This is a genomic window from Trichococcus sp. TS_SC_9 (assembly GCF_056156325.1).
In genome coordinates this window covers 1,345,459-1,365,435 of the sequence record NZ_CM149591.1, presented here as the reverse complement: position 1 = coordinate 1,365,435, position 19,977 = coordinate 1,345,459, and the positions used below count along the sequence as shown (strand labels likewise).

Here is a 19,977-nt window from a genome sequence, read left to right as displayed (position 1 = left end):
GATTAGATGTTCAAGTAGCCCGCTCTTGGGGTTACAGAGAAACGTTTGCCCAGATTGCTTAATTGCTCATCAGTGATTTCCTGTCTGATGCCGCCTTGAGATTGTACTAGTGTGTAGACGGTCGCTGATTTTTCAGCCGTTTCGACCAAACCGAAGCACTCTTCCAAGTCTTTTCCGGCTGCGTACAAACCGTGGTGCGGCCATACGATCAGACGGTACTCCTTCATTTTCTCAGCAGTTGCTTCGCCAATTTCGTTCGTTCCAGGCATCAACCAAGGCAGGATGCCCACGCCTTCTGGGAACACGACCAATGACTCAGTACACATTTTCCAAAGGATGCGCGTGAAGCTTCTTTCATCCAACTCGCAAGAGAATGACATCGCCAACAAGTTGGTTGCGTGGCAGTGGTAAACGACACGGTTTTCAGGATCGACCGACAAGCGCGAAATGTGCGACATCAAATGAGCGGGCAATTCGCTTGTAGGAGCCGCTCCATTTTCGTATCCCCACAACAGGTCTACGCTGTTGCCTTCCGCAGTTACTTTCAAAATACCCAAAACATCAGCCGGGTCATGGATGACGTTTTTGAAGAATTTCCCTGTTCCGGTGACCAGGAAATATTTCCCGGCCAAAGCTTTTCCGTCGAAAGCGATCGGAATGTTGCGTTTCACTTCGTTCAGGTCCAGATATTCCGTGATTTCCTCTTCTTTCAGCAAGTAGGACAAGTTGCCGCTGTTTCTTTCGTGCCAGCCGAATTTGTACATGACGTCCGTCAACAGCATGACTTCTTTGATGAATGGTGCTTCTAAAATGTTTTTCATTTTGATGGTTTCCCCCTTATTTGCGTTCCGTCAGAATTTTTTGTTCGTAGTTTTTTACTTCAGTCAGCCATTCCGTACCAGCCGGAACATTTTGTTGTTGGCAATAGAATTCCCAGACAGCGCCGAATGGATAAGATTTCATTTCTTCCGTGACAGCCAAACGGGTTGTGAAGTCGCCAGTGATTTCGGCATCCTTCAATGTTTCGATTGGGCTCAACATGCCCAACAACAAGGATTTCAAGGTGCTGCGCGCGCCGATGACCATGGCTGCGACACGGTTGATCGTTGCATCGAAGAAGTCCATGCCGATGAATGTTTTGTCCAACAAGTCGTTGCGCACCAATGTTTCGCCGATGCGGGTAGTCGCTTCATCCAAGATGACAACGTGATCGGAATCCCAACGAATCGGACGGCTCACGTGCAGCATCAAACCTTTGCCGAAAGGCAGGAAGGCCGTGAATTTATCGGAAACATCCTCGGTTGGGTGGAAATGTCCCGCATCAATTGTCCACAAGATGTCTCTTGTTAATGCGTAAGACAGGTAGAAATCGTTGGAACCGGTCGTGAAGCTTTCAGCACCGATGCCGAAGAGTTTTCCTTCGACTGCGTCCAACATGTGCGCATCATCGAATTTCTCTTCCAAACATTGATCCAACGCATCGCGCAGACGGACACGCGGCGACATTTTATCGATTGGGTTATCTTTGTAGCCATCCGGGATCCAAATGTTGTTCACGCAAGTTTGGTTCAGTTCTTCACCGAAGTAAGCGGCCACTTTGCGGCTGCGTTTCACGTGCTCGATCCAGAATGCTTGTGTTTCAGGGTCGCTGCTGGACAAGGTGCCGTCTGTTGATTTCGGATGGGAGAAGCAAGTAGGGTTGAAGTCCAGTCCAAGACCTTTTTCTTTTGCCCATTGCACCCATTTTTCGTAGTGCTTCGGTTCGATTTGATCCAAGTCGATTTTTTCGTCCGTATCCACATAGATGGCATGCAGATTCACTTTGTGGTTGCCTGGGATCAGGCTCAAGGCTTTATCCAAATCAGCACGCAGTTGCGTTGGTGTTGTCGCTTTTCCTGGGTAGTTGCCGCTGACGGAAATCCCGCCGGTCAAGGCTTGATCAGGGAACATGAATCCCAATACATCGTCCCCTTGCCAGCATTGCAATGAAACCTTGATTTGGCTCAGTTTTTCAAGTACTGCATCTGTATCCACACCGATGGCGGCGTATTTTTGTTTTGCTAAAGTGTATGCTTCTTCAATAGGTTTTGTCATCTGTCTATACTCCAATCTTTTCTTCGTATTTTTTTAAGTGCTCCCGATCTGCGATCGGGTTTGGTGGGTATTCTTCTACATGGATTTGGGTGCGGAGCCATTCTCTGGCTTCCGCCAAGTCAGCAAATTCTCCGGCTGCAATCATCTGCACAAGCAGATTGCCGATTGCGGTGCCTTCGGTAGGTCCGGCAACGACCAGCTTCCCGGTGACATCGGCAGTCAGCTGATTCAGGAGTTTGACGTTCGCTCCGCCACCGACGATGTGCAACACGTCGATCGTTTCCTTCGTTAATGCTTCGACTTTCTTCAGTTCATGCGCATAGGCCAAGGCCAGATTGCTGTACACGCACATCACCAATTCACCTGTCGTTTCCGGAACGATTTCGCCCCGTTCGCGGCAGTAGGCTTGGATTTCCTCAATCATATTTGCCGGATTGAGGAAGCGCGGATCGTTCAGATCGACATACTGCCGGAATGGTTCGACTGCATAGGCCATCTGCGCCATTTCGCCGTAGGAGTGGTGGTAATCCAGGTTGCGCGCGATTTCCTGCACGAACCACATGCCGGTGATGTTCTTCAGGAAACGATAGGTCCCGTAAGCGCCCCACTCATTCGTGAAGTTCGCTTCGTAGGCGGTACGGTCGTTGATCGGTGCGTCGTTTTCGACACCGATCAATGACCAGGTTCCGCTGCTGAGGTAGGCCCATTTCCCGCCCAGCGCCGGCACGCCGACGATGGCGGATGCCGTATCGTGAGTCGCCGCAGCGATCACTTCGATTTTGGGCAAATCATAGCTTTCCGTCAGATCAGCCTTCACATCGCCGATTTTCATTCCTGGCACAACCAGTTCCGGAAACTTCGCTCTCGGGATGCCGACAAGTTCAAGCAAGTCGTTGTCGAACTCGCCGGTTTCGAGATTCAACATCTGCGAAGAGGACACGTTCGTCACTTCGCCGAACATCTCACCGGTCAACCGGTATGCCAGATAATCCGGTATCATCAGTATTTTGTCCGTCCTGGCCAACAATTCTTTATCCTCTTCATACAGTTGATACAATGTATTGAATTTCAGGAACTGGATGCCCGTTTTGGCGTAGATCGTCTCTTTGCTGATCACTTTCGCCACTTTTTCCATCGTATTTTTTGTGCGTTCGTCCCGGTAACTGATCGGCAGTTGCAGCAATTGGCCGTCCGTTCCGATTAGGCAGTAGTCGACCGCCCATGTATCGATCCCGAGATGGCATTCCGTCACGCCGAGTGCCTTCAGTTTGGATAGTCCCGTCAGAATTTCTTCGAAAATGGTTTCTATATCCCATCTGTCGGATCCGTCGATGCGGCCGAAGCCATTTTTGAAACGGTGCACTTCCTGCAAGGCCAATTGTTTATTATCTATTTCCGCCAGCATGATCCGCCCGCTGGAGGCGCCGATATCTATCATCGCATAGTACTTCATATACTTGTTTCACACCTCCACCTTGTAATTGTTTACATTACTATTAAACAACTTCTGGATTTATGCTACAATGTCACTGAATGAGTTGTGAGTACCAAATATACAGGAGGTGTCCAAATGGATCTGATAGCGCTGTTATCGCAGGAGTCTGTCATCGAAAAGGAACAGAAAAAGCGGCATAAATTCGTGCCCGATCTGCCGGAACTGGAGGGGGAGGCGACCCGGGCTCCCAGGATCAAGGAGCATCTGTTTTTCGAAAACAAGGATATCTACATGAGCAAACACAACCGTTACGCCGCCTATCCGGAGCACTCGCACCAATTCCTGGAGCTTAACTACATCGTGAAGGGGGAATGCCGTCAGATTATCAACGGAATCCCTTACCTGTTGAAGGAAGGCGATATCCTGCTGATGGACACCGGCAGCGAGCATTCCATCGAGGCGCTCGGCAAGGACGATCTGCTTTTGAACATCCTCTTCAACAACAAGAGCATCTCGATCAACTGGCTGATGAACATGAACCACAACGACAGCATCCTGTACAAAATCCTGCTGACGAACAACCCGCTGGACACGAACGCCGCGAATTTTATTTTGTTCCGCAATGAACAGAATGAGCACATCAAGCAGATCATCAACAATATGGCCGATGAATATTTCTTCCCGAAAGTCTTTTCCGGAAAGATCATCAGCAGTTATCTGCCGATTTTGCTTTACGAATTGGCGCGCTCGCTTCCGCACGAGTACAGCGAAACGTTCAGCAAAAAGGACCCCTTTTACGAGGTCCTCCAGCTGATTGATTCCGAGTTCACGACGCTGACCCTGTATGCTGCCTCCAAACGGCTGAACTTCAATAAGAATTACTTGAGCAACATGATCAAAAAGCGCAGCGGCCAGACGTTCACGGAACTGCTGAACGAGAAGCGGCTGCTGAAGGCCAATCTGCTCATCGAATCCACCGAAATCCCGATCCAGACGATCCTGACCGAAGTCGGCTTCTCGAACAAGACCTATTTCTATACGTGCTATAAAAACAGATTCCATTGTTTGCCCTCGGAAGTGCGAAAAAACGGAGCTGTCTCGAAATGAGACTGCTCCGTTTCTTTTGTTGTTTAATGGTATTGTTATCTGTTTGTCTCTGGGGTTCGAGTTCGTGGCGAGATTCCCCGTCAAAATGGATTTGGCGGTGAATCTCGAGTTGTCCGCGGACGTTTTTCCCCGCAAAAGTGGTTTCGGCGGGTTTTATGACTGTTGTTTGGACTGAAATAGCCCGCCAAAGTACTTTTGGCGGGCTATTTTTGAGCATATATTCAATTCTCATACAGAATCAACGAGTCTGTATAAGCTTTTTCATTCGTAGCCGTTGGGATTGTTGTTTTGCCAATTCCAGGAATCGCGGCACATGTCAGCTAATGTCTTCTGGGCTGTCCAGCCCAGTTCTTCCTTCGCTTTTGTCGCATCCGAGTAACAGGTCCCGACGTCGCCGGGACGTCTGTCGACAATCACATAAGGAATTTCGACGCCATTGGCTTCCTCGAAGTTATGCACCAAGTCCAATACGCTGTAGCCGATGCCGGTACCGAGATTGTAGATGCCGACGCCGGTAGTTTCCTTGATTTTATCCAAGGCTTTGATGTGGCCCAACGCCAAGTCGACGACGTGGATGTAGTCGCGTACGCCTGTGCCATCAGGAGTGTCGTAATCGTCCCCGAAGATGCTCAAGCGCGGCAATTTGCCGACCGCCACTTGCGTGATGTACGGCATCAGGTTGTTCGGGATGCCGGTCGGATCTTCACCAATCAAGCCCGACTCATGCGCGCCAATCGGATTGAAGTAACGCAGCAAGGCGATGCTCCACTCGGAATCGGCGAACGCCACGTCCTGGAGGATCTGTTCGATCATGACTTTTGTGTAGCCGTAAGGGTTCGTTGCGCTTGTAGGCATATCCTCCGTCAACGGCGACACGTTGTTCATGCCGTAAACTGTTGCCGAAGAGCTGAAGACGATTTTCTTCACGCCATGGTTGCGCATTACATCGCACAATACCAAGGAGCTCGTGATGTTGTTGTGGTAGTATTCGATCGGCTTGGTAACGGATTCGCCCACTGCTTTGTAGCCTGCGAAATGGATGACCGAATCGATATCCTCTTTTGAGAAGACTGCGTCCAAGGCCTCGCGATCCAGCACGTCCACTTCATAGAAAGTCGGTGATTTACCCGTAATCGTTTCAATCCGGTTCAACACTTCCGGTTTGCTGTTCGAATAGTTGTCGACGATGACGACTTCCCGGCCTGCTGTCAATAATTCCACTACGGTATGGCTGCCGATGTAGCCGGCGCCTCCAGTCACTAATACTGACATTTTATCCCCTCCACTTTCATTCCAATGTTCAACGCAACTGTTCGACAAAACGGTGGAACGCTTGCTGACCTTCAGGTGTGCGTTTGAACACACCAGCATCTTCCAGCACCCGCAAAAAGGCTTCGCTTACCGCTTCCTGGACCACTTCCGCCGCATCCGCGCTGGTACGGTCCATTTTGTCCACCAAGGCTGTGACCCATTCCTTATGATAAGGAGCGATTTCCACTGTTTCTCCGTTGAGGTAATTTTCGATTTCAATCAACTCATCCTTCAAACGCGGCGGCAAAATCGCCAGCCCCATCACTTCGATCAAGCCGATGTTCTCTTTTTTGATGTTCTGCACATCCGGATGCGGATGGAAAATGCCGTCTGGGAATTCCGATGAAGTCCGGTTGTTCCGCAGAACCAAGTCCAGTTCGAAAAATCCATCCTTCATGCGCGCAATCGGCGTAATCGTGTTGTGTGGAGTTCCCCCGGTGGCAGCAAGAATATCCGCTGCTTCATCCGAATAGCCTCGCCATGCATCCAGGATAAAGGTTGCCGCCTCTGCCAATTCATGCGCATCCTTACCGGCCAAGCGAACGACGGACATCGGCCACTTGACGATGCCTGCCTGAATCGAGGCAAATCGGGGCAGTTCAAACGGCATCTCGATCGGCGCTTCCGCCATCGCGAAGGTATGCCGACCGCCCTGATAATGATCATGCGACAGTATGGATCCGCCGACGATCGGCAAATCCGCATTCGATCCGACGAAATAGTGCGGGAATTGCGTGATGATCCCGAGCAACTTCTCGAAAGTATGCTTGTCCAATTTCATTGGTTTGTGCTCCTCGGCCAAAAAGATGCAATGCTCCTCATAATAGGCATAAGGCGAATACTGCAGCCCCCACTTTTCACCGTTCAACGGCATGCGGACGATGCGGTGGTTGGCGCGCGCCGGATGGTCGATGCGCCCGGCATAGCCTTCATTTTCCATGCAGAGTTGGCAAGCTGGATAAGCGGAAGCAGGCACGTTTTTCGCTAAAGCGATCTGCTTCGGATCCTTCTCCGGTTTGGATAGGTTGATTGTGATCTCCAGTTCGCCGTAATCGGTACGGTGCTGAAACGCGATATTTTTGGCGATGCTGCGGGTCTTGATGTAATCGTTGTTCTGGCTGAGCTCGTAGAAATAGTCAGTTGCCGCTTCCGGATTTTCTGCATAGATTTCCCAGAAATGCTTGTTGATGACGGAAGGCATCGGCGTGATCAAGGACATGATCTGCGCCTCCAGCGTTTCCCTTGCATATTGGTAGTCCGCGATTTTCCCGTTTGCGACCGCCCAATCCACCAAGTAATCCAGCAGATTCAGTCGATCCGGCAAAGCTTGCGTCGGCACCAATTGCGTATCCAAGTCTTCCTTTCCGATCAGGGCCAACAGCAGATTCCGCAGCGCGATGCTGTCCATCGCGTCCGTTTCCCCGTTTACGATGCCCGTTTCCACGAAATCGACAATAACTTGGTCGATCGCATAAGCTGTCTCATTTATCGTCATGCCAACCGCTCCTTATAACCGTTTTGCGCCATCGCTGATTTCGGCGATGTAGAATTCTGCCGGATAACCGATTGCTTCTTCATAGGTTTTACCGACATTTTCAATGAAGGCCGGAATCGCCTCTTTTTGAACGATGGCAATCGCGCAGCCGCCGAATCCTGCTCCGGTCATACGCGCTCCCAGCACACCAGATTGATCCCATGCAGCTTGAACCAATGTGTCCAATTCGATGCCGGTCACTTCATAGTCGTCCCGCAAAGAAATATGCGACTGGTTCATCAACTGGCCGAATGCCTCCAATTCGCCTGCCTGCAAGGCCGCTTTGGCTTTCAATGTACGCTGGTTTTCTGTGACGGCATGATGTGCACGGCGGTACAAAACATCGCTCTCCAGAACTTCTTTCGCCTTTTCGAACGTTTCTTCATCGAGTTCGCCCAAGCTGCCGATTGATACGACCGTTTGCAGTTTCGCCAACGCTTCTTCGCATTCGCTGCGACGTTCGTTGTATTTGGAGTCGACCAATTCGCGGCGTTTTTTCGTATTCATGATGACGATAGCATGATTGCCCAATTCTACGGGAACCATTTCATATTCAAGTGTGTTGCAGTCCAACAAAATCGCTTTGTTTTCCTCGCCCATGCCGACAGCGAACTGATCCATGATGCCGCTGTTGACGCCGATGAACTCGTTCTCCACGCGCTTGCCGGTTTTGATGAGCTCCAACCGATCCGCATTCAGGTCGAACAGGTTATCCAAAACGACGCCCATCAAGAGCTCGAGGGATGCGGATGAAGACAGACCCGATCCGTTCGGGATATTTCCGAAAATGACCATATCCATGCCTTCCGGGATGGCGTGGCCGGCTTCCTTCAGATAGCGCAGCATGCCTTTCGGATAGTTGGCCCAACTGTCCGCTTTTTTGTGATCAAGATCGGCCAATTCGAAGCTGATGACGTCGGCTTCCGGGAAGTTTTCCGAGTAGAGGCGAACTTGCTTCAGATCGTTTTTTGCAGCGACTGCGTAAGTTCCTAGTGTGATGGCGCAAGGAAAAACATTCCCGCCATTATAGTCCGTGTGCTCGCCGATCAGGTTGATCCGTCCCGGTGCGAAAAATGCTTTGTAATCCCCTTTGCCGAATAGTTCCTCAAATTTTTGCTTCAATCCTGTCAATTCCATCTTCATCCGCTCCTTTTTGTTTTTGATAAATGTTTACTGGTTATTTTTACTAAATATTAACTAAATGAATTATAACCCCACACCACAGATGTGTCAAGTTGTTTTGTAGCGCTTTCAAAACGCTCCCGCTTCTTATTTTCTGAAAAAACAAAAAACCGGAAAGATAGGTTCTTGATCCTATCTTTTCGGTTTTATCGTGCTGCAATCAGTTTGCGATCACAAGCGTAAGTTTATAGTTAGCGTAGCGATTCAAAGACTCCAAAAAAGAACTCAGATGGTCATTGGATTCAAAGCGGCATTCCATCAGATAGCAGCCTTCCCCACTGACTTTATAATGGTTCCGGATTATCTGTTCATTTTTCCTTACAAAATCCAAATATGGACTGTGAGAAATTTTTTCCATATAGACGGTCAAGAACGCATGAACGTGATAGCCTCGCTTCACTTCATTCAACTGGATTGTGTAGCTCTCTATGATACCTTCTTCTTCCAATTTGGCCACTCTTGCTGCCACAGCCTGGCCTGTCAGGTGCACCTTTTCTCCCAATTCTTTCATAGTGATGCGACTGTTCTTCTCCAGAATCTGTATGATCTTGCAATCGGTCTGATCCATTCTTTCAAACATCCTTTCAAAATTAAAGCATTTGGGTGGAAACACTTGATTAAGAGTGTGTTCCTTCCTATCAATGCCAGTGTATCATGGAACTACTAAACAAAGGGGGAATACATTCATGAAAATACAACAAATCAGAAATGCCACACTATGGGTGGAGTATGCCGGAGTACGTTTTTTGATCGATCCATTCTTGGCCGAAAAAGGAACGTATGCGCCTTTCCCGAATTCTTTGCGCCAAGAACAAAAGAATCCACTGGTCGATTTACCGATTTCATTGGAAGAAGTCCTCACAGCGGATGCCGTCATCGTTACGCATCTGCATCTCGATCATTGGGATGAGACAGCAGCGAACACCTTGCCTAAGGACATCCCGCTGTTCACTCAAAATAAAGCTGATGCCGCAGAAATTAAAAAACAAGGTTTCACTCAAGTAAGTGTGCTTGACAGCGACTCCAGTTTTGAGGAAATCCAGCTGATTAAAACAGCAGGAGAACACGGTCGTGGTGACATCCTTGCCATGGCGGGATCTGTCTGTGGTGTTGTATTCAAACATACATCGGAAACGATCCTCTATATCGCTGGGGACACGGTTTGGTACCCTGCCGTTGAACAAAATATCCAGGAACACAAGCCTGAAGTCATTGTCGTGAATGCAGGGGACAATCAATTCCTGCAAGGCGAATCGCTCGTGATGGGCAAAGAGGATGTTCAAAAAACAGCCGCAGCGGCTCCGAACGCAACCATCCTCACAAGCCACATGGAGGCCGTCAATCACTGGACACTTTCCCGGCAGGAATTACGGAATTTCCTGCATGCGAATGGCCTTGAAAAACAAGTACTGGTACCTGAAGATGGAGAAACTTACAGCTTTTGATTTCCAAACTACAACAATACCAGATGACGTGCACGAAAAAAGGCCAAGCAATCGAAATGCTTGACCTTTTTTTCGTGCGTCAGCACAGAATCAGCGCAAACCCATGTAGGTGTTGTAGAAACTCACGAACAACAGCAACAAGACTAGCACCTGGAAAATAACGGAGACATTTTTGTTCGACAGTTTTTGATTCAAAGCGGTCCCCACGTATCCGCCGATCACCGATGCGATCCCAATGACGATCATGAAGGTAAGGGAATAGTTCCCCAGTTCACCTGCCAGCACGATGCTCCCCAACTTCGAAATTTGCGAAAAGAAAACAGTCGCGATCGAATAGCTGATCGCTTCCTTGATTGTGAATGAGAACAGCAATACCATCAACGTCACATTCAGCGGGCCTCCCCCGATACCGAGAAAGACAGAGAACCCGCCCAAGAACAAACCGACCGCAAAGATCAATAAGGGCTGTTTCACTTGGTAATGCTGGATTCTGTCCTTCCTTCTTTCGTAACACAAGATCAATACGAGAGTGATGGCCAACAAGACCGCTTGGATTGCTTTCACATAGCCCTCGCTCGTGCTGTTGATCAGTCCCATGAAAGCCATTTGGCCCAAATATCCGCCGACAAGCGATCCGATGGAGACCAACGAAACGACTTTCCCATCGAACGCGAATCCGTTGCGGTAGAGCTTCCCGATTGCAACGATCCCCATTACGAAAATGGCGACCGATGCATAGAAGCCAATTTCAACCGCGTTGTGGAAGCCAATGACATCCAACAACTGTTTGATGATCACGCCTCCTCCAAGACCAGCCAGGGCACCGGTCATCGAAGCGATGAATACTACCACAGCATATAATACATAGATCATTTCCCCACACTCCTCAATAGAGGCTGGAGCGTCAGCCCCAACCCCTTAAGCCTTTATTCTTCTTTCCAATCCAAGTCTTCGCCATTGGTTGCAATCACTTGCTTATACCATGCGAAGGAATCTTTTTTGATGCGTTGCTTAGTGCCGTTCCCTTCGTCATCCACATCCACATAAATGAACCCATAGCGCTTGCTCATTTCCCCCGTGCTGGCGGAAATCAGGTCAATCGGGCCCCAAGAAGTGTAGCCTAAGACCGGCACCCCATCCAGGTCGATGGCTTTCTTCATCTCGCTGATGTGCTGGTGCAGGTAATCGATACGGTAATCGTCATGGATTTCCCCATCAACGACGGTATCGGCGGCACCCAGACCATTTTCGACTACCATAACCGGCAGCTGATAGCGATCGTACAAGTAGTTCAAGGCAAAACGCAGCCCTTTCGAATCGATGCCCCAGCCCCATGCAGAGCGTTCGATATGCGGATTTTTGTAGCCCGTCTCCAGACCGTTCAACCCCCGCAGGATGCCGGTTGTATTCTTGCCGCAGACATGCGTCATGTAATAGCTGAAGGAAACGAAGTCGACTGTGCCTTCCTTGAGGATTTCCGCGTCTCCCGGAAGCACCGGTAACGTGATGTTCTGGCGCTCCAGCTCCTTAAGCTTGTAGCTCGGATAGTAACCCCGGCACTGCACATCCGGATAGAACATCATCTTGTGCATGAAATCCTCGTTCCCTTGGATATCATCCGGATGGCAGCTGTTCGGGTAAGAGAAATGGCCGGCATACATCATGCCGATTTTGTTTTGCGGATCGATTTCATGACCCGCCTTCACCGCCAAGGCACTGGCGATGAACTGGTGATAGGCCGCTGTCATTTTGACCGCTTCGTCAGATGAAGCGATTCCGCCGGCATTCCACGGCATCGTCGACATCACGTTGATTTCATTGAAGGTCAACCAGTACGTGACTCTGCCTTTGAAGTGCTCGAACAACGTTTCAGCATAGCGAAGGTAAAAATCGACCACCTTACGATTTTCCCATGAACCATATTTCTGCAGTCCCATCGGATTCTCAAAATGGGAAATAGTCACCAACGGTTCGATGCCCTTTTCTAGGCAAAGATCGATGAGTTTATCGTAAAAAGACAATCCCTTAACATTCGGCTCCGTTTCATCCCCTTGCGGAAAGATGCGGGACCAAGCAATCGAGAAGCGATAGCACTTGAATCCCATCTCAGCAAAGAGTGCGATGTCCTCTTCGAAATGGTGGTAATGGTCGATGGCTTCATGCGTGGGATAGTACCGATCCGATTCGATTACCGAAGTGATGTCCCTTTTCATAGTCGGACTGCCGGCCGTAATCATATCGGCTGTGCTCAAGCCTTTGCCCTCCTCCAAATATGCACCTTCGATTTGGTTGGCGGCTGTCGCGCCGCCCCATAGAAAATTACCAGGAAATCCCATTTTTTTGCACTCCATTCTTATTTTTTCAATGTGAGAAACGTTTCTCCTGCCGCAACCGTCCCATCAGCTTCCTGAATAAATCCAGAATATTCAGCTGCGTTCGTCACGACGATTGGCGTGGTGGTGTCATAGCCTGCTGCTTTGATTTTTTCTGCCTCGAAGCTGAGCAGCAGTGTCCCTTTCGTTACGTGTTGTTCCTTTGCGACATGGGCTTCGAAATGTTTTCCGTCCAGTTCCACAGTATCCATGCCGACGTGGATGAGGATCTCCGCTCCAGCATCCGTGCGGAGTCCGATAGCATGTTTGGTATCCAGCAACACCGTCACGGTTGCGTCAGCCGGTGCGTACACCTTCCCTTCGCTCGGGATGATTGCGGCGCCTGAGCCTATCATGCCGGAAGCGAACACTTCATCAGCAACTTCGGACAACTTCATCACAGTGCCGGACAACGGCGCTGTCAGCGATTCCTCAGCCGGAAGCTCAGGAATGGTTTCCATTTCGACAGACGGTGCTTCCTCCTCGATTCCCCAGACGTATTGGACCAGGAAGGACACAACAAAAGCGATCACACACCCTATTACTGCATAGTAGAAATTTGCCAGGCCTTCCGGTCCTATGAAAGCCGGTAATGCCAACAAGCCTGGTGCGACTTGAGCAAATCTGCGTACTCCGAAAATGCCGATGAACAGACCAGCTGCACCGCCACCGATCATCGAAGAAATCAGCGGTCGTTTGTAGCGCAGGTTGATCCCGTACAAGGCCGGCTCCGTGATGCCGAGCACAGCCGTCAGCCACACGGAGGAAGCCAAACGTTTGACATTAGAATCCTTTGCTTTGAAGGCCACAGCCAGAGAGGCGCCCCCTTGGGCGATATTCGACACGGTCATTCCCGGTCCGGCAACCGTATCAAAGCCGGAAGACGCCAACATGTTGATCCCTATCGGAATCAATCCGTAGTGCATACCCGTCATGACCATCAACGGCGTGAATGCTCCAACCAACATCGGTACCAGCCAGCTCGCGTACGTATTCACGTATGCGATCATGATACCGACGCCTTCGCCCAAATAGTTACCCAACGGCCCAAGCACAACCAAAGTAGCCAATGCCACGATCAGCATCGTGAACAGCGGCGCCAACACCAACCGCAGACTCTTTGGGATCACCCGATCCACGAAAGGCTCCACATAGGACATGAACCAGATCGCCAGAATGATCGGAACGACCGAGTTCCCGTAAGTGCTCAATCTTACCGGCATTCCGAACACATCGATGCCGATTCCGGTTTCTCTTGCGCCTGTAACCATTCCGGTGAATGTCGGATGCAGCAAGATTCCGCCGATGGCCATGGCTATGTACGGGTTGACATTGAATTTGCGTGCAGCCGATGCGGCCAGGATGACCGGCAGGAAATAGAAGCCGGCATCGCCCATAAAGTTGAGGATCACATACGTCTGCGACGCTGGGTCCACCAACTTGGCCAATACCAGAACCGAAAGCAAGGCTTTCAGCATACCGGCCCCCGCCAGCATCGGTACGATCGGCACAAATATACCCGAAATCTTATCGAGTACCTTGGCGATTACGCTGCGGTTTTCTTCGCCTGTTGATGCTGCTTGTACCCCTTCAAAGTCCAACTTTTCATTTTTCATGACTGCTTGGTAGATAAACTTGACATCATTACCGACGACAACCTGATATTGGCCGCCCTTTTGGATAACGCCGATGACTCCATCCATTTTCTTCAATGCCTCAGTGTCCGCTTTTGCCTCATCCGCCAGATTGAAACGCAGTCTTGTCACACAGTGCGTCAAACCAGTGATGTTATCTTTTCCGCCCACTTTTTCCACGATTGCTTTTGCCAATTGTGAGTAATCCATTTTCTTTCCTCCTCCTGAATCTTCTTTACGGGAATATCGTAACGCTTTCAATATCTTGGAACAATCCTTTGAAAGCGTTTATGCACAGTGTTCCGGAATCCGCTGATTGAAGCCCTCCCTTTTTGGAATAGTGTTCCAAAAACAACGAGATTCGAAAAAAACACCTCCAATTCCAGGTGCTTTCCCAGAATATGGAGGTGTTTCGCTTATTTGGAGTCTTTCTCATGCTCGCCGCCCGAAAGCAGCGGGTTGTAGGACTTTCTTTGTTTTTCGTACTCTTTGGTGTATTTGATTTTGTCTGCCAGATGCTTTTCATAATTCCGGCTGAAGACATTTGCGTAAAGAACATCCAATAGGAAAAGGACGGATGGGAACAATGAAAAGTTGCCAATATTGTGCACAAGGCTCTCATGAGTGGAGAGGTACAAGGTCACCGTCGCTAAGTCGCTCAGACTGTTCCCGCCGTAGGAAGTCAGCACAATCGACTGCAGCTTACGTTCCTTCAGCTTGTGCGCTATCCGGATCAGCGTCTCGGTTTCACCGGAATAGGAGATGAAGAGGAAAACACTACCTGCCTTCGCATAACAGGCTTGATAGAACATCATATCCATACGCGAGTCGATAAGAACATTTTTGCCGATCTTGACCATCTTCTCCTGGAAAGCCCGCGCCAAATCGGATGGCGCCCCTGCTGAACAGATGTAGATGTCATCAGCCTTCACCAACAAACTTTCCGCAAGCGCCAAGGCATCATGGCCCAACAAGGAGAAAGTGTCTTCGATCGTCTCGATGTACAGATTTTTCAGCTTGCCGCTGATTTTCGTGTTCCGATCCTTCATGTCGAACGGATAATTAATGTTGATTTTCCCGAAGTCGTTGGAGAGGTAGTCCAACTCGTGCAGGTAGGCGGTCCGGAAATCAATGAACCCTTCGAACCCGATTTTTTGGCAGAGTCGCACGACAGAAGACGGCGAAACGAAAAGCAATTGCGCGATTTGGCGCAGACTGTTTTCAGTCCATTCGTTGTCCTCACCAAGAAAATAATCAGCGATGATCGTATCCACTTTGGAAAAATCCTTTCGCTCTTTCAGACGTTCTGTGATTAGCATAAATAATGCCCCCTCCATTCGGTGCAAATTTTTTCGATTCTCCCGGATCATTCAGCAATCCTTTGGTCTCGGCTTCTCTTCGATTATACAACAGGCTGAGCCGCTGGCATATAAATGGATCCCGCTTTCACGGTGTGGAAATTCCTCTTTCTTATTCCCCTAAAATTTCTTGTAATCGCTGAATAATTTTCGCCATTTCTGCTTGATTGACTGCACGAATATCAAATTCAATGATGCCGTTATTGGCTTGGTATTCACGTGTATAAATCGCTGGACTTTGCGTTTTTAGTTGTCTTATGACTTCTTTTGCGCTGATTATGCCAGCCACTTTGACGCTAGCCCGATAAATTTCTCTGCCGGCACTGTCTTGCACCATAGTGGCTTGTAGATTTGGTATTTGATTGATTTCTTCAATAAAAGGGACCAGACGCGCCTTCATCGATTCGCCACTTTCACTGCCGTTAGTCAAATAATCTTCCACGGCTTGAGCCAGCCCTAAAATATTGTCTTTGCCGATCTTCATGGCGCGGCCAATTCCCTTGCCTTGGAGTCGCACCCATCCAATCGCGCTTTTTTTCCCAATGACCATGCCGGCACTTGGACCTTCAATCGCTTTGGCTCCTGAATAAATCACTAAGTCTGCCCCCGCCGCATAATAGTGGAATAAATCTTCTTCCGCCGCGGCATCGACAATCACTGGCAAATCGTATTTTTGAGCGACGGTCACCATTTCCTCCACTGTCAGCATGCTCTTTTGTACGGTATGGTGACTTTTGATGTAAAGCAGGGCAGCTGTTTCCTTGGTGATCATCATTTCCACGTGCTCTGGGGTACACATATTTGCATATCCAGCTTCAACGACTTTGCCTCCTCCTTGCTCGACCATGACTTCGACGGGCGTACCGTAATCCACATTATGGCCTTTGGGTAAAATAATTTCTCGTTGCGTGATTTTTTCTGTATAAGGATGGTAAACATGAAATAGGCTGCCTTTGCCGATTACGCCTGCCACGGATTGGGCGATCCCTGCTGAAGCAGAGGACACGACTTGAACATCCTCGGCTTTAAGCAGTTCAGCCAAATAAGCGCCGACTTTCACCGCCAAATCTTCCATTTCAAAAAAATGTTCTCCCCCATATTGTTGGGCAGCCAAAACAGACGCGGATACTTTCGACACTCCCAGGATTGTCATTCTACCGGAAGCGTTGATTACTTCCTTTAATCCAAATTTTTCGTAACTGATTGTCATCACTATTTCCTCCGATGTATCGAACTATTCAAGGGTGACTTTCCCTACCTTCAGCAGGTGCACGTCTTTCTCCATGCAGTAGAGCCTAATTAAAGTCGTTGCCAAAAAGCAGCTGTACAACGCCATTTGGCTTCCGGCCAAGCGGAACACTATAATGTACAGGATGGCTCCCAGAATGGAAGCCAAAGCGTACACCTCTTTGCGGAATATATAAGGAATCTCCCGGGCGAACACATCACGGATGAGTCCTCCACCGGTTCCGGTCAGAACAGCCAACGTAACAACAACGTACCACTGATGGAATCCCATTCGCACCGCCACTTCCGCTCCGATGGCGGTGAATGCCCCGAGCCCGATTGCATCAAAGAACTGGAGCTTCTTCGCCAACTTGTTGATGTGCGTATAGAAAAGGATGACGAAGCCAGCGGAAAGCAGGCTGATAAGTGCATAGAGCGGGTTTTCCAACGATGCCGGCAACGGACGATCAATCAGCAGATCCCTGACGATCCCTCCGCCCACCGAAGTCGTGATCGCAAATATCCCGATGCCGTAATAATCAAGATCCTTCTCGATTGCAGTCAAGGCCCCTGACATCGCAAAGGCAATCGTGCCGATAATTTCCACAATTGAAATAAATTCCACTGTATTGTTCCCCCCTGATGATAGTTTTCTGAAAGATTGCGTTTCGAAAAGAGTATAACGCAAAAGAATGCAAAATCGCCATAATCTTTGCATTCTTTTCATACTATTTTTTGGTCAGTTTGCACAAACCTATTCCGTAACGCCCTCTATTCCTCACTGTTCCCTTTCAGATACTCAATCACCACTGTCCCCATCGTTTCGGCCGCAATCAGCATGCTGTCCTCTTTGATCCGGAATTTCGGATGATGATGCGGATAAGCCTCGCCCTCTTCCGGAGCCGCCCCTACATAGAGGAAGACGCTCGGACGTTCCTTCGCATAATAAGCGAAATCTTCTGAAGGCGGCTGCGCCTCGCAGCGTTCCACGGCCTCTACTCCAGGCAATTTTGTAGCCTGCAGAGCTTCAGCTGCGAATGACGTCATTTCCGGATCATTGTACAGCACCGGATAGTCGTTTTCGTAGTCCAGTTCATAGGTCACATCGAACATGGCTGAGATGCCGTCCAGCTTCGCGCGGATTTCCTTTTCGATCAGCGTGCGTGTCACTTCGGACATCGAGCGCACATCGCCCTCCAGAACGACCGAATCTTTGATGACGTTGAACGAGCCTTTGCCGTCAAAACTGCCGATCGTGATCGATCCGACATCGAATGGATTCAAACGGCGGCTGACGATGGATTGCACAGCCACAACAAAATAGCTGGCCGCCACGATGGCATCGTTGGCATTATGCGGCGATGACCCGTGCCCTCCGACGCCTTGGATCTTCACGCGGAAATTGGCGCGGCCGGTCTGAACGTTGCCTTCACGGTAGAACACTTTTCCACTGTCCATCTGCGACATCACATGGATGCCGAATACCGTGTCGACGCCTTCCAAAGCGCCGTCCTTGATCATGCCGATCGCTCCGCCCGGCGGAACTTCCTCGGCGGGCTGATGCAGCACAACTATCTTTCCTTCGAGTTGTTCCTTCATTTCTATTAATGTTTCGGCAAGGATCAGCATGTAAGCTGTATGCGCGTCATGTCCGCAGGCGTGCATGACGCCCGGTGTTTTTGAGGCATACGGCAAGCCTGTTTCCTCTTGGATCGGCAACGCATCGAAGTCCGCTCGGATGGCGACTGTTTTTCCCGGTTTGCCGCTGTCGATGGACACGACGATTCCCAGTCCGCCGACATGGGTGCGGATGTCGCACTCTTTTCCTGCATAGAAGGCTTCGATATAATCGGCCGTGTTTTCCTCCTGGAAAGACAATTCCGGATGGGCATGCAAGTAGCGATAAATTTCGATCATGCGCCCTTGCTTCTCGGCTAACTTGCTGAATAATTGCTTTTTGGTCGCTTCATTCATTTTGATTGCTCCCTTATCCTTATTGTTTTTCCTGTTCCAAATCCGTCTGCATCTCGTCTTCCTGCCCTAGCTTGTGCAGGTTTCTGCCGGAACGACAGTCCTTTCTTCCATTATCCGCCACATGTCCGTTCTGCACAACAATCATTTTCCGACAAATCTTTGAACGGAGCGGTTCCGGTTACGCAACAAAAAAAGCCCCCGAAACAAAATATCGCCCGGGGTAGCTTATCTGTTTATTAAATTGATAATTCTCAGATTGTGCTGGTGTCGATTACGAAACGGTATCTGACATCAGAAGCCAGTACGCGTTCATAAGCCTCATCAATCTGCTCAGCGGAAATGACTTCGATATTCGGAACGATGCCGTGTTCGGCACAGAAATCCAGCATTTCCTGCGTTTCGCGGATGCCACCGATCATGGAACCGGCGAAGGAACGGCGGTGACCGATCAAGGACATCACATTCAATGACAGCGGTTCTCCGGGAGCCCCGACGTTCACCAGCGTGCCATCGAGCTTCAACAAGCCCAGGTAAGCATCCAGGTTGATAACGGCGCTCACCGTATTGATGATCAGGTCAAAAGTGCCGGCCAATTCCTTGAATGTCTCTGGATCCTTGGTTGCGTAATAATGCTGCGCCCCGAACTTCAGGCCGTCTTCTTTTTTGCTCAGCGTTTGCGACAGGACAGTCACTTCGGCCCCCATCGCATGCGCGATTTTGACGCCCATGTGCCCCAATCCGCCCAGTCCGATCACAGCGACTTTCTTGCCGGGGCCGGCCTGCCAGCGGTTCAATGGCGAGTAGGTGGTGATGCCGGCACACAACAGCGGTGCTGCGGCATCTAGTCCAATATTGTCCGGAATCCGCACAACGAAATCTTCAGTCACGACGATATGCGTCGAGTAGCCGCCCTGTGTCGGTTCGCCGTATTTATCGACTCCTGCGTAGGTCGGGACATTGCCTTTGAGGCAGTACTGCTCCTCGCCGCGCAAACAATTTTCGCATTCTCTGCAGGAATCGACCATGCAGCCGACACCGACGCGATCCCCGATTTGATGCTTCGTCACACCAGATCCGACCGCTGTGACCAATCCCGCAATTTCATGCCCAGGCACGAGCGGATAGTGCACATGTCCCCATTCGCCATGGGCTGTATGGATATCCGAATGGCAGATACCCGCAAATTTGATTTCGATCAGAACGTCTTGTTCATCCAATTCTCGTCTCTTTATTTCAGCAAATCGGAACGGTTCGTCCGGACCGTCGACCGCTCTTGCTCTCGCTAGTACCATCTATTTTTCCTC

General features: G+C 49.7%; 18 protein-coding genes. 2 read left to right on the top strand and 16 right to left on the bottom strand.

Going from position 1 to position 19,977, the window contains the following annotated elements; all coding sequences use genetic code 11:
• Positions 1-2: 2 nt before the first annotated feature.
• Genes rhaD through rhaB form a run of 3 tightly spaced genes read right to left on the bottom strand, consistent with a single transcriptional unit; the run spans position 3 to position 3,547 of the window.
• Entirely contained in the window at positions 3-827 is an 825-nt protein-coding gene (gene rhaD, locus AC0J5I_RS06665) for a rhamnulose-1-phosphate aldolase (RefSeq protein WP_211306196.1), read from the bottom strand.
• Between the two features lie 10 nt (positions 828-837).
• Positions 838-2,094 (bottom strand): L-rhamnose isomerase, encoded by a 1,257-nt coding sequence (locus AC0J5I_RS06660; protein ID WP_475304944.1) that lies wholly within the window; start codon positions 2,092-2,094, stop codon positions 838-840.
• A 4-nt stretch (positions 2,095-2,098) separates the two neighbouring features.
• Positions 2,099-3,547, bottom strand: coding sequence for a rhamnulokinase (gene rhaB / locus AC0J5I_RS06655; protein WP_475304940.1), 1,449 nt, complete (start codon positions 3,545-3,547; stop codon positions 2,099-2,101).
• Between the two features lie 117 nt (positions 3,548-3,664).
• Between rhaB and AC0J5I_RS06650 the strand changes: the two genes are divergently transcribed.
• Positions 3,665-4,636: a helix-turn-helix domain-containing protein gene (locus AC0J5I_RS06650; protein ID WP_475304937.1), complete on the top strand. Its 972-nt coding sequence runs from the start codon at positions 3,665-3,667 to the stop codon at positions 4,634-4,636.
• 261 nt (positions 4,637-4,897) lie between these two features.
• Here AC0J5I_RS06650 and galE read toward each other — a convergent pair whose 3' ends face one another.
• The 4 genes from galE to AC0J5I_RS06630 all read right to left on the bottom strand — a co-directional run bounded on the left by galE (position 4,898) and on the right by AC0J5I_RS06630 (position 9,231).
• Positions 4,898-5,908: a UDP-glucose 4-epimerase GalE gene (galE, locus tag AC0J5I_RS06645; RefSeq protein WP_475304936.1), complete on the bottom strand. Its 1,011-nt coding sequence runs from the start codon at positions 5,906-5,908 to the stop codon at positions 4,898-4,900.
• Positions 5,909-5,936: 28 nt separating this feature from the next.
• Entirely contained in the window at positions 5,937-7,442 is a 1,506-nt protein-coding gene (gene galT / locus AC0J5I_RS06640; RefSeq protein WP_475304934.1) for a UDP-glucose--hexose-1-phosphate uridylyltransferase, read from the bottom strand.
• 12 nt (positions 7,443-7,454) lie between these two features.
• A complete protein-coding gene (locus tag AC0J5I_RS06635) occupies positions 7,455-8,618 on the bottom strand; it encodes a galactokinase (protein ID WP_475304932.1) in 1,164 nt (387 codons plus the stop codon).
• Between the two features lie 205 nt (positions 8,619-8,823).
• On the bottom strand, positions 8,824-9,231 hold the full coding sequence (locus tag AC0J5I_RS06630) for an Lrp/AsnC family transcriptional regulator (protein ID WP_475304929.1): 408 nt from the start codon (positions 9,229-9,231) through the stop codon (positions 8,824-8,826).
• A gap of 118 nt (positions 9,232-9,349) precedes the next feature.
• On the opposite strand from AC0J5I_RS06630, the gene AC0J5I_RS06625 reads away from it, so the two are divergent.
• Complete coding sequence (locus tag AC0J5I_RS06625; RefSeq protein ID WP_475304925.1) at positions 9,350-10,108, top strand: MBL fold metallo-hydrolase; 759 nt, start codon at positions 9,350-9,352, stop codon at positions 10,106-10,108.
• Between the two features lie 90 nt (positions 10,109-10,198).
• Here the strand turns inward: AC0J5I_RS06625 and AC0J5I_RS06620 are convergent, their stop codons facing one another.
• The 9 genes from AC0J5I_RS06620 to AC0J5I_RS06580 all read right to left on the bottom strand — a co-directional run bounded on the left by AC0J5I_RS06620 (position 10,199) and on the right by AC0J5I_RS06580 (position 19,965).
• Entirely contained in the window at positions 10,199-10,981 is a 783-nt protein-coding gene (locus AC0J5I_RS06620) for a sulfite exporter TauE/SafE family protein (RefSeq protein ID WP_475304922.1), read from the bottom strand.
• A 53-nt stretch (positions 10,982-11,034) separates the two neighbouring features.
• Entirely contained in the window at positions 11,035-12,444 is a 1,410-nt protein-coding gene (locus AC0J5I_RS06615; protein WP_475304918.1) for a glycoside hydrolase family 1 protein, read from the bottom strand.
• Between the two features lie 17 nt (positions 12,445-12,461).
• Positions 12,462-14,324 carry a beta-glucoside-specific PTS transporter subunit IIABC gene (locus AC0J5I_RS06610; protein ID WP_475304914.1) on the bottom strand — a complete coding sequence of 621 codons (1,863 nt, stop codon included), beginning with the start codon at positions 14,322-14,324 and terminating at the stop codon, positions 12,462-12,464.
• Between the two features lie 206 nt (positions 14,325-14,530).
• Positions 14,531-15,433, bottom strand: coding sequence for a MurR/RpiR family transcriptional regulator (locus AC0J5I_RS06605; RefSeq protein WP_475304909.1), 903 nt, complete (start codon positions 15,431-15,433; stop codon positions 14,531-14,533).
• Positions 15,434-15,584: 151 nt separating this feature from the next.
• Complete coding sequence (locus AC0J5I_RS06600) at positions 15,585-16,682, bottom strand: DgaE family pyridoxal phosphate-dependent ammonia lyase (protein WP_475304904.1); 1,098 nt, start codon at positions 16,680-16,682, stop codon at positions 15,585-15,587.
• 24 nt (positions 16,683-16,706) lie between these two features.
• Positions 16,707-17,324, bottom strand: a complete 618-nt coding sequence (locus AC0J5I_RS06595; protein WP_107994685.1) for a trimeric intracellular cation channel family protein — start codon at positions 17,322-17,324, stop codon at positions 16,707-16,709.
• A 146-nt stretch (positions 17,325-17,470) separates the two neighbouring features.
• Positions 17,471-18,673, bottom strand: coding sequence for an amidohydrolase (locus AC0J5I_RS06590; protein ID WP_107994684.1), 1,203 nt, complete (start codon positions 18,671-18,673; stop codon positions 17,471-17,473).
• 19 nt (positions 18,674-18,692) lie between these two features.
• A complete protein-coding gene (locus AC0J5I_RS06585) occupies positions 18,693-18,818 on the bottom strand; it encodes a hypothetical protein (protein WP_475304898.1) in 126 nt (41 codons plus the stop codon).
• Positions 18,819-18,924: 106 nt separating this feature from the next.
• Complete coding sequence (locus tag AC0J5I_RS06580) at positions 18,925-19,965, bottom strand: NAD(P)-dependent alcohol dehydrogenase (RefSeq protein WP_475304894.1); 1,041 nt, start codon at positions 19,963-19,965, stop codon at positions 18,925-18,927.
• Positions 19,966-19,977: the final 12 nt, after the last annotated feature.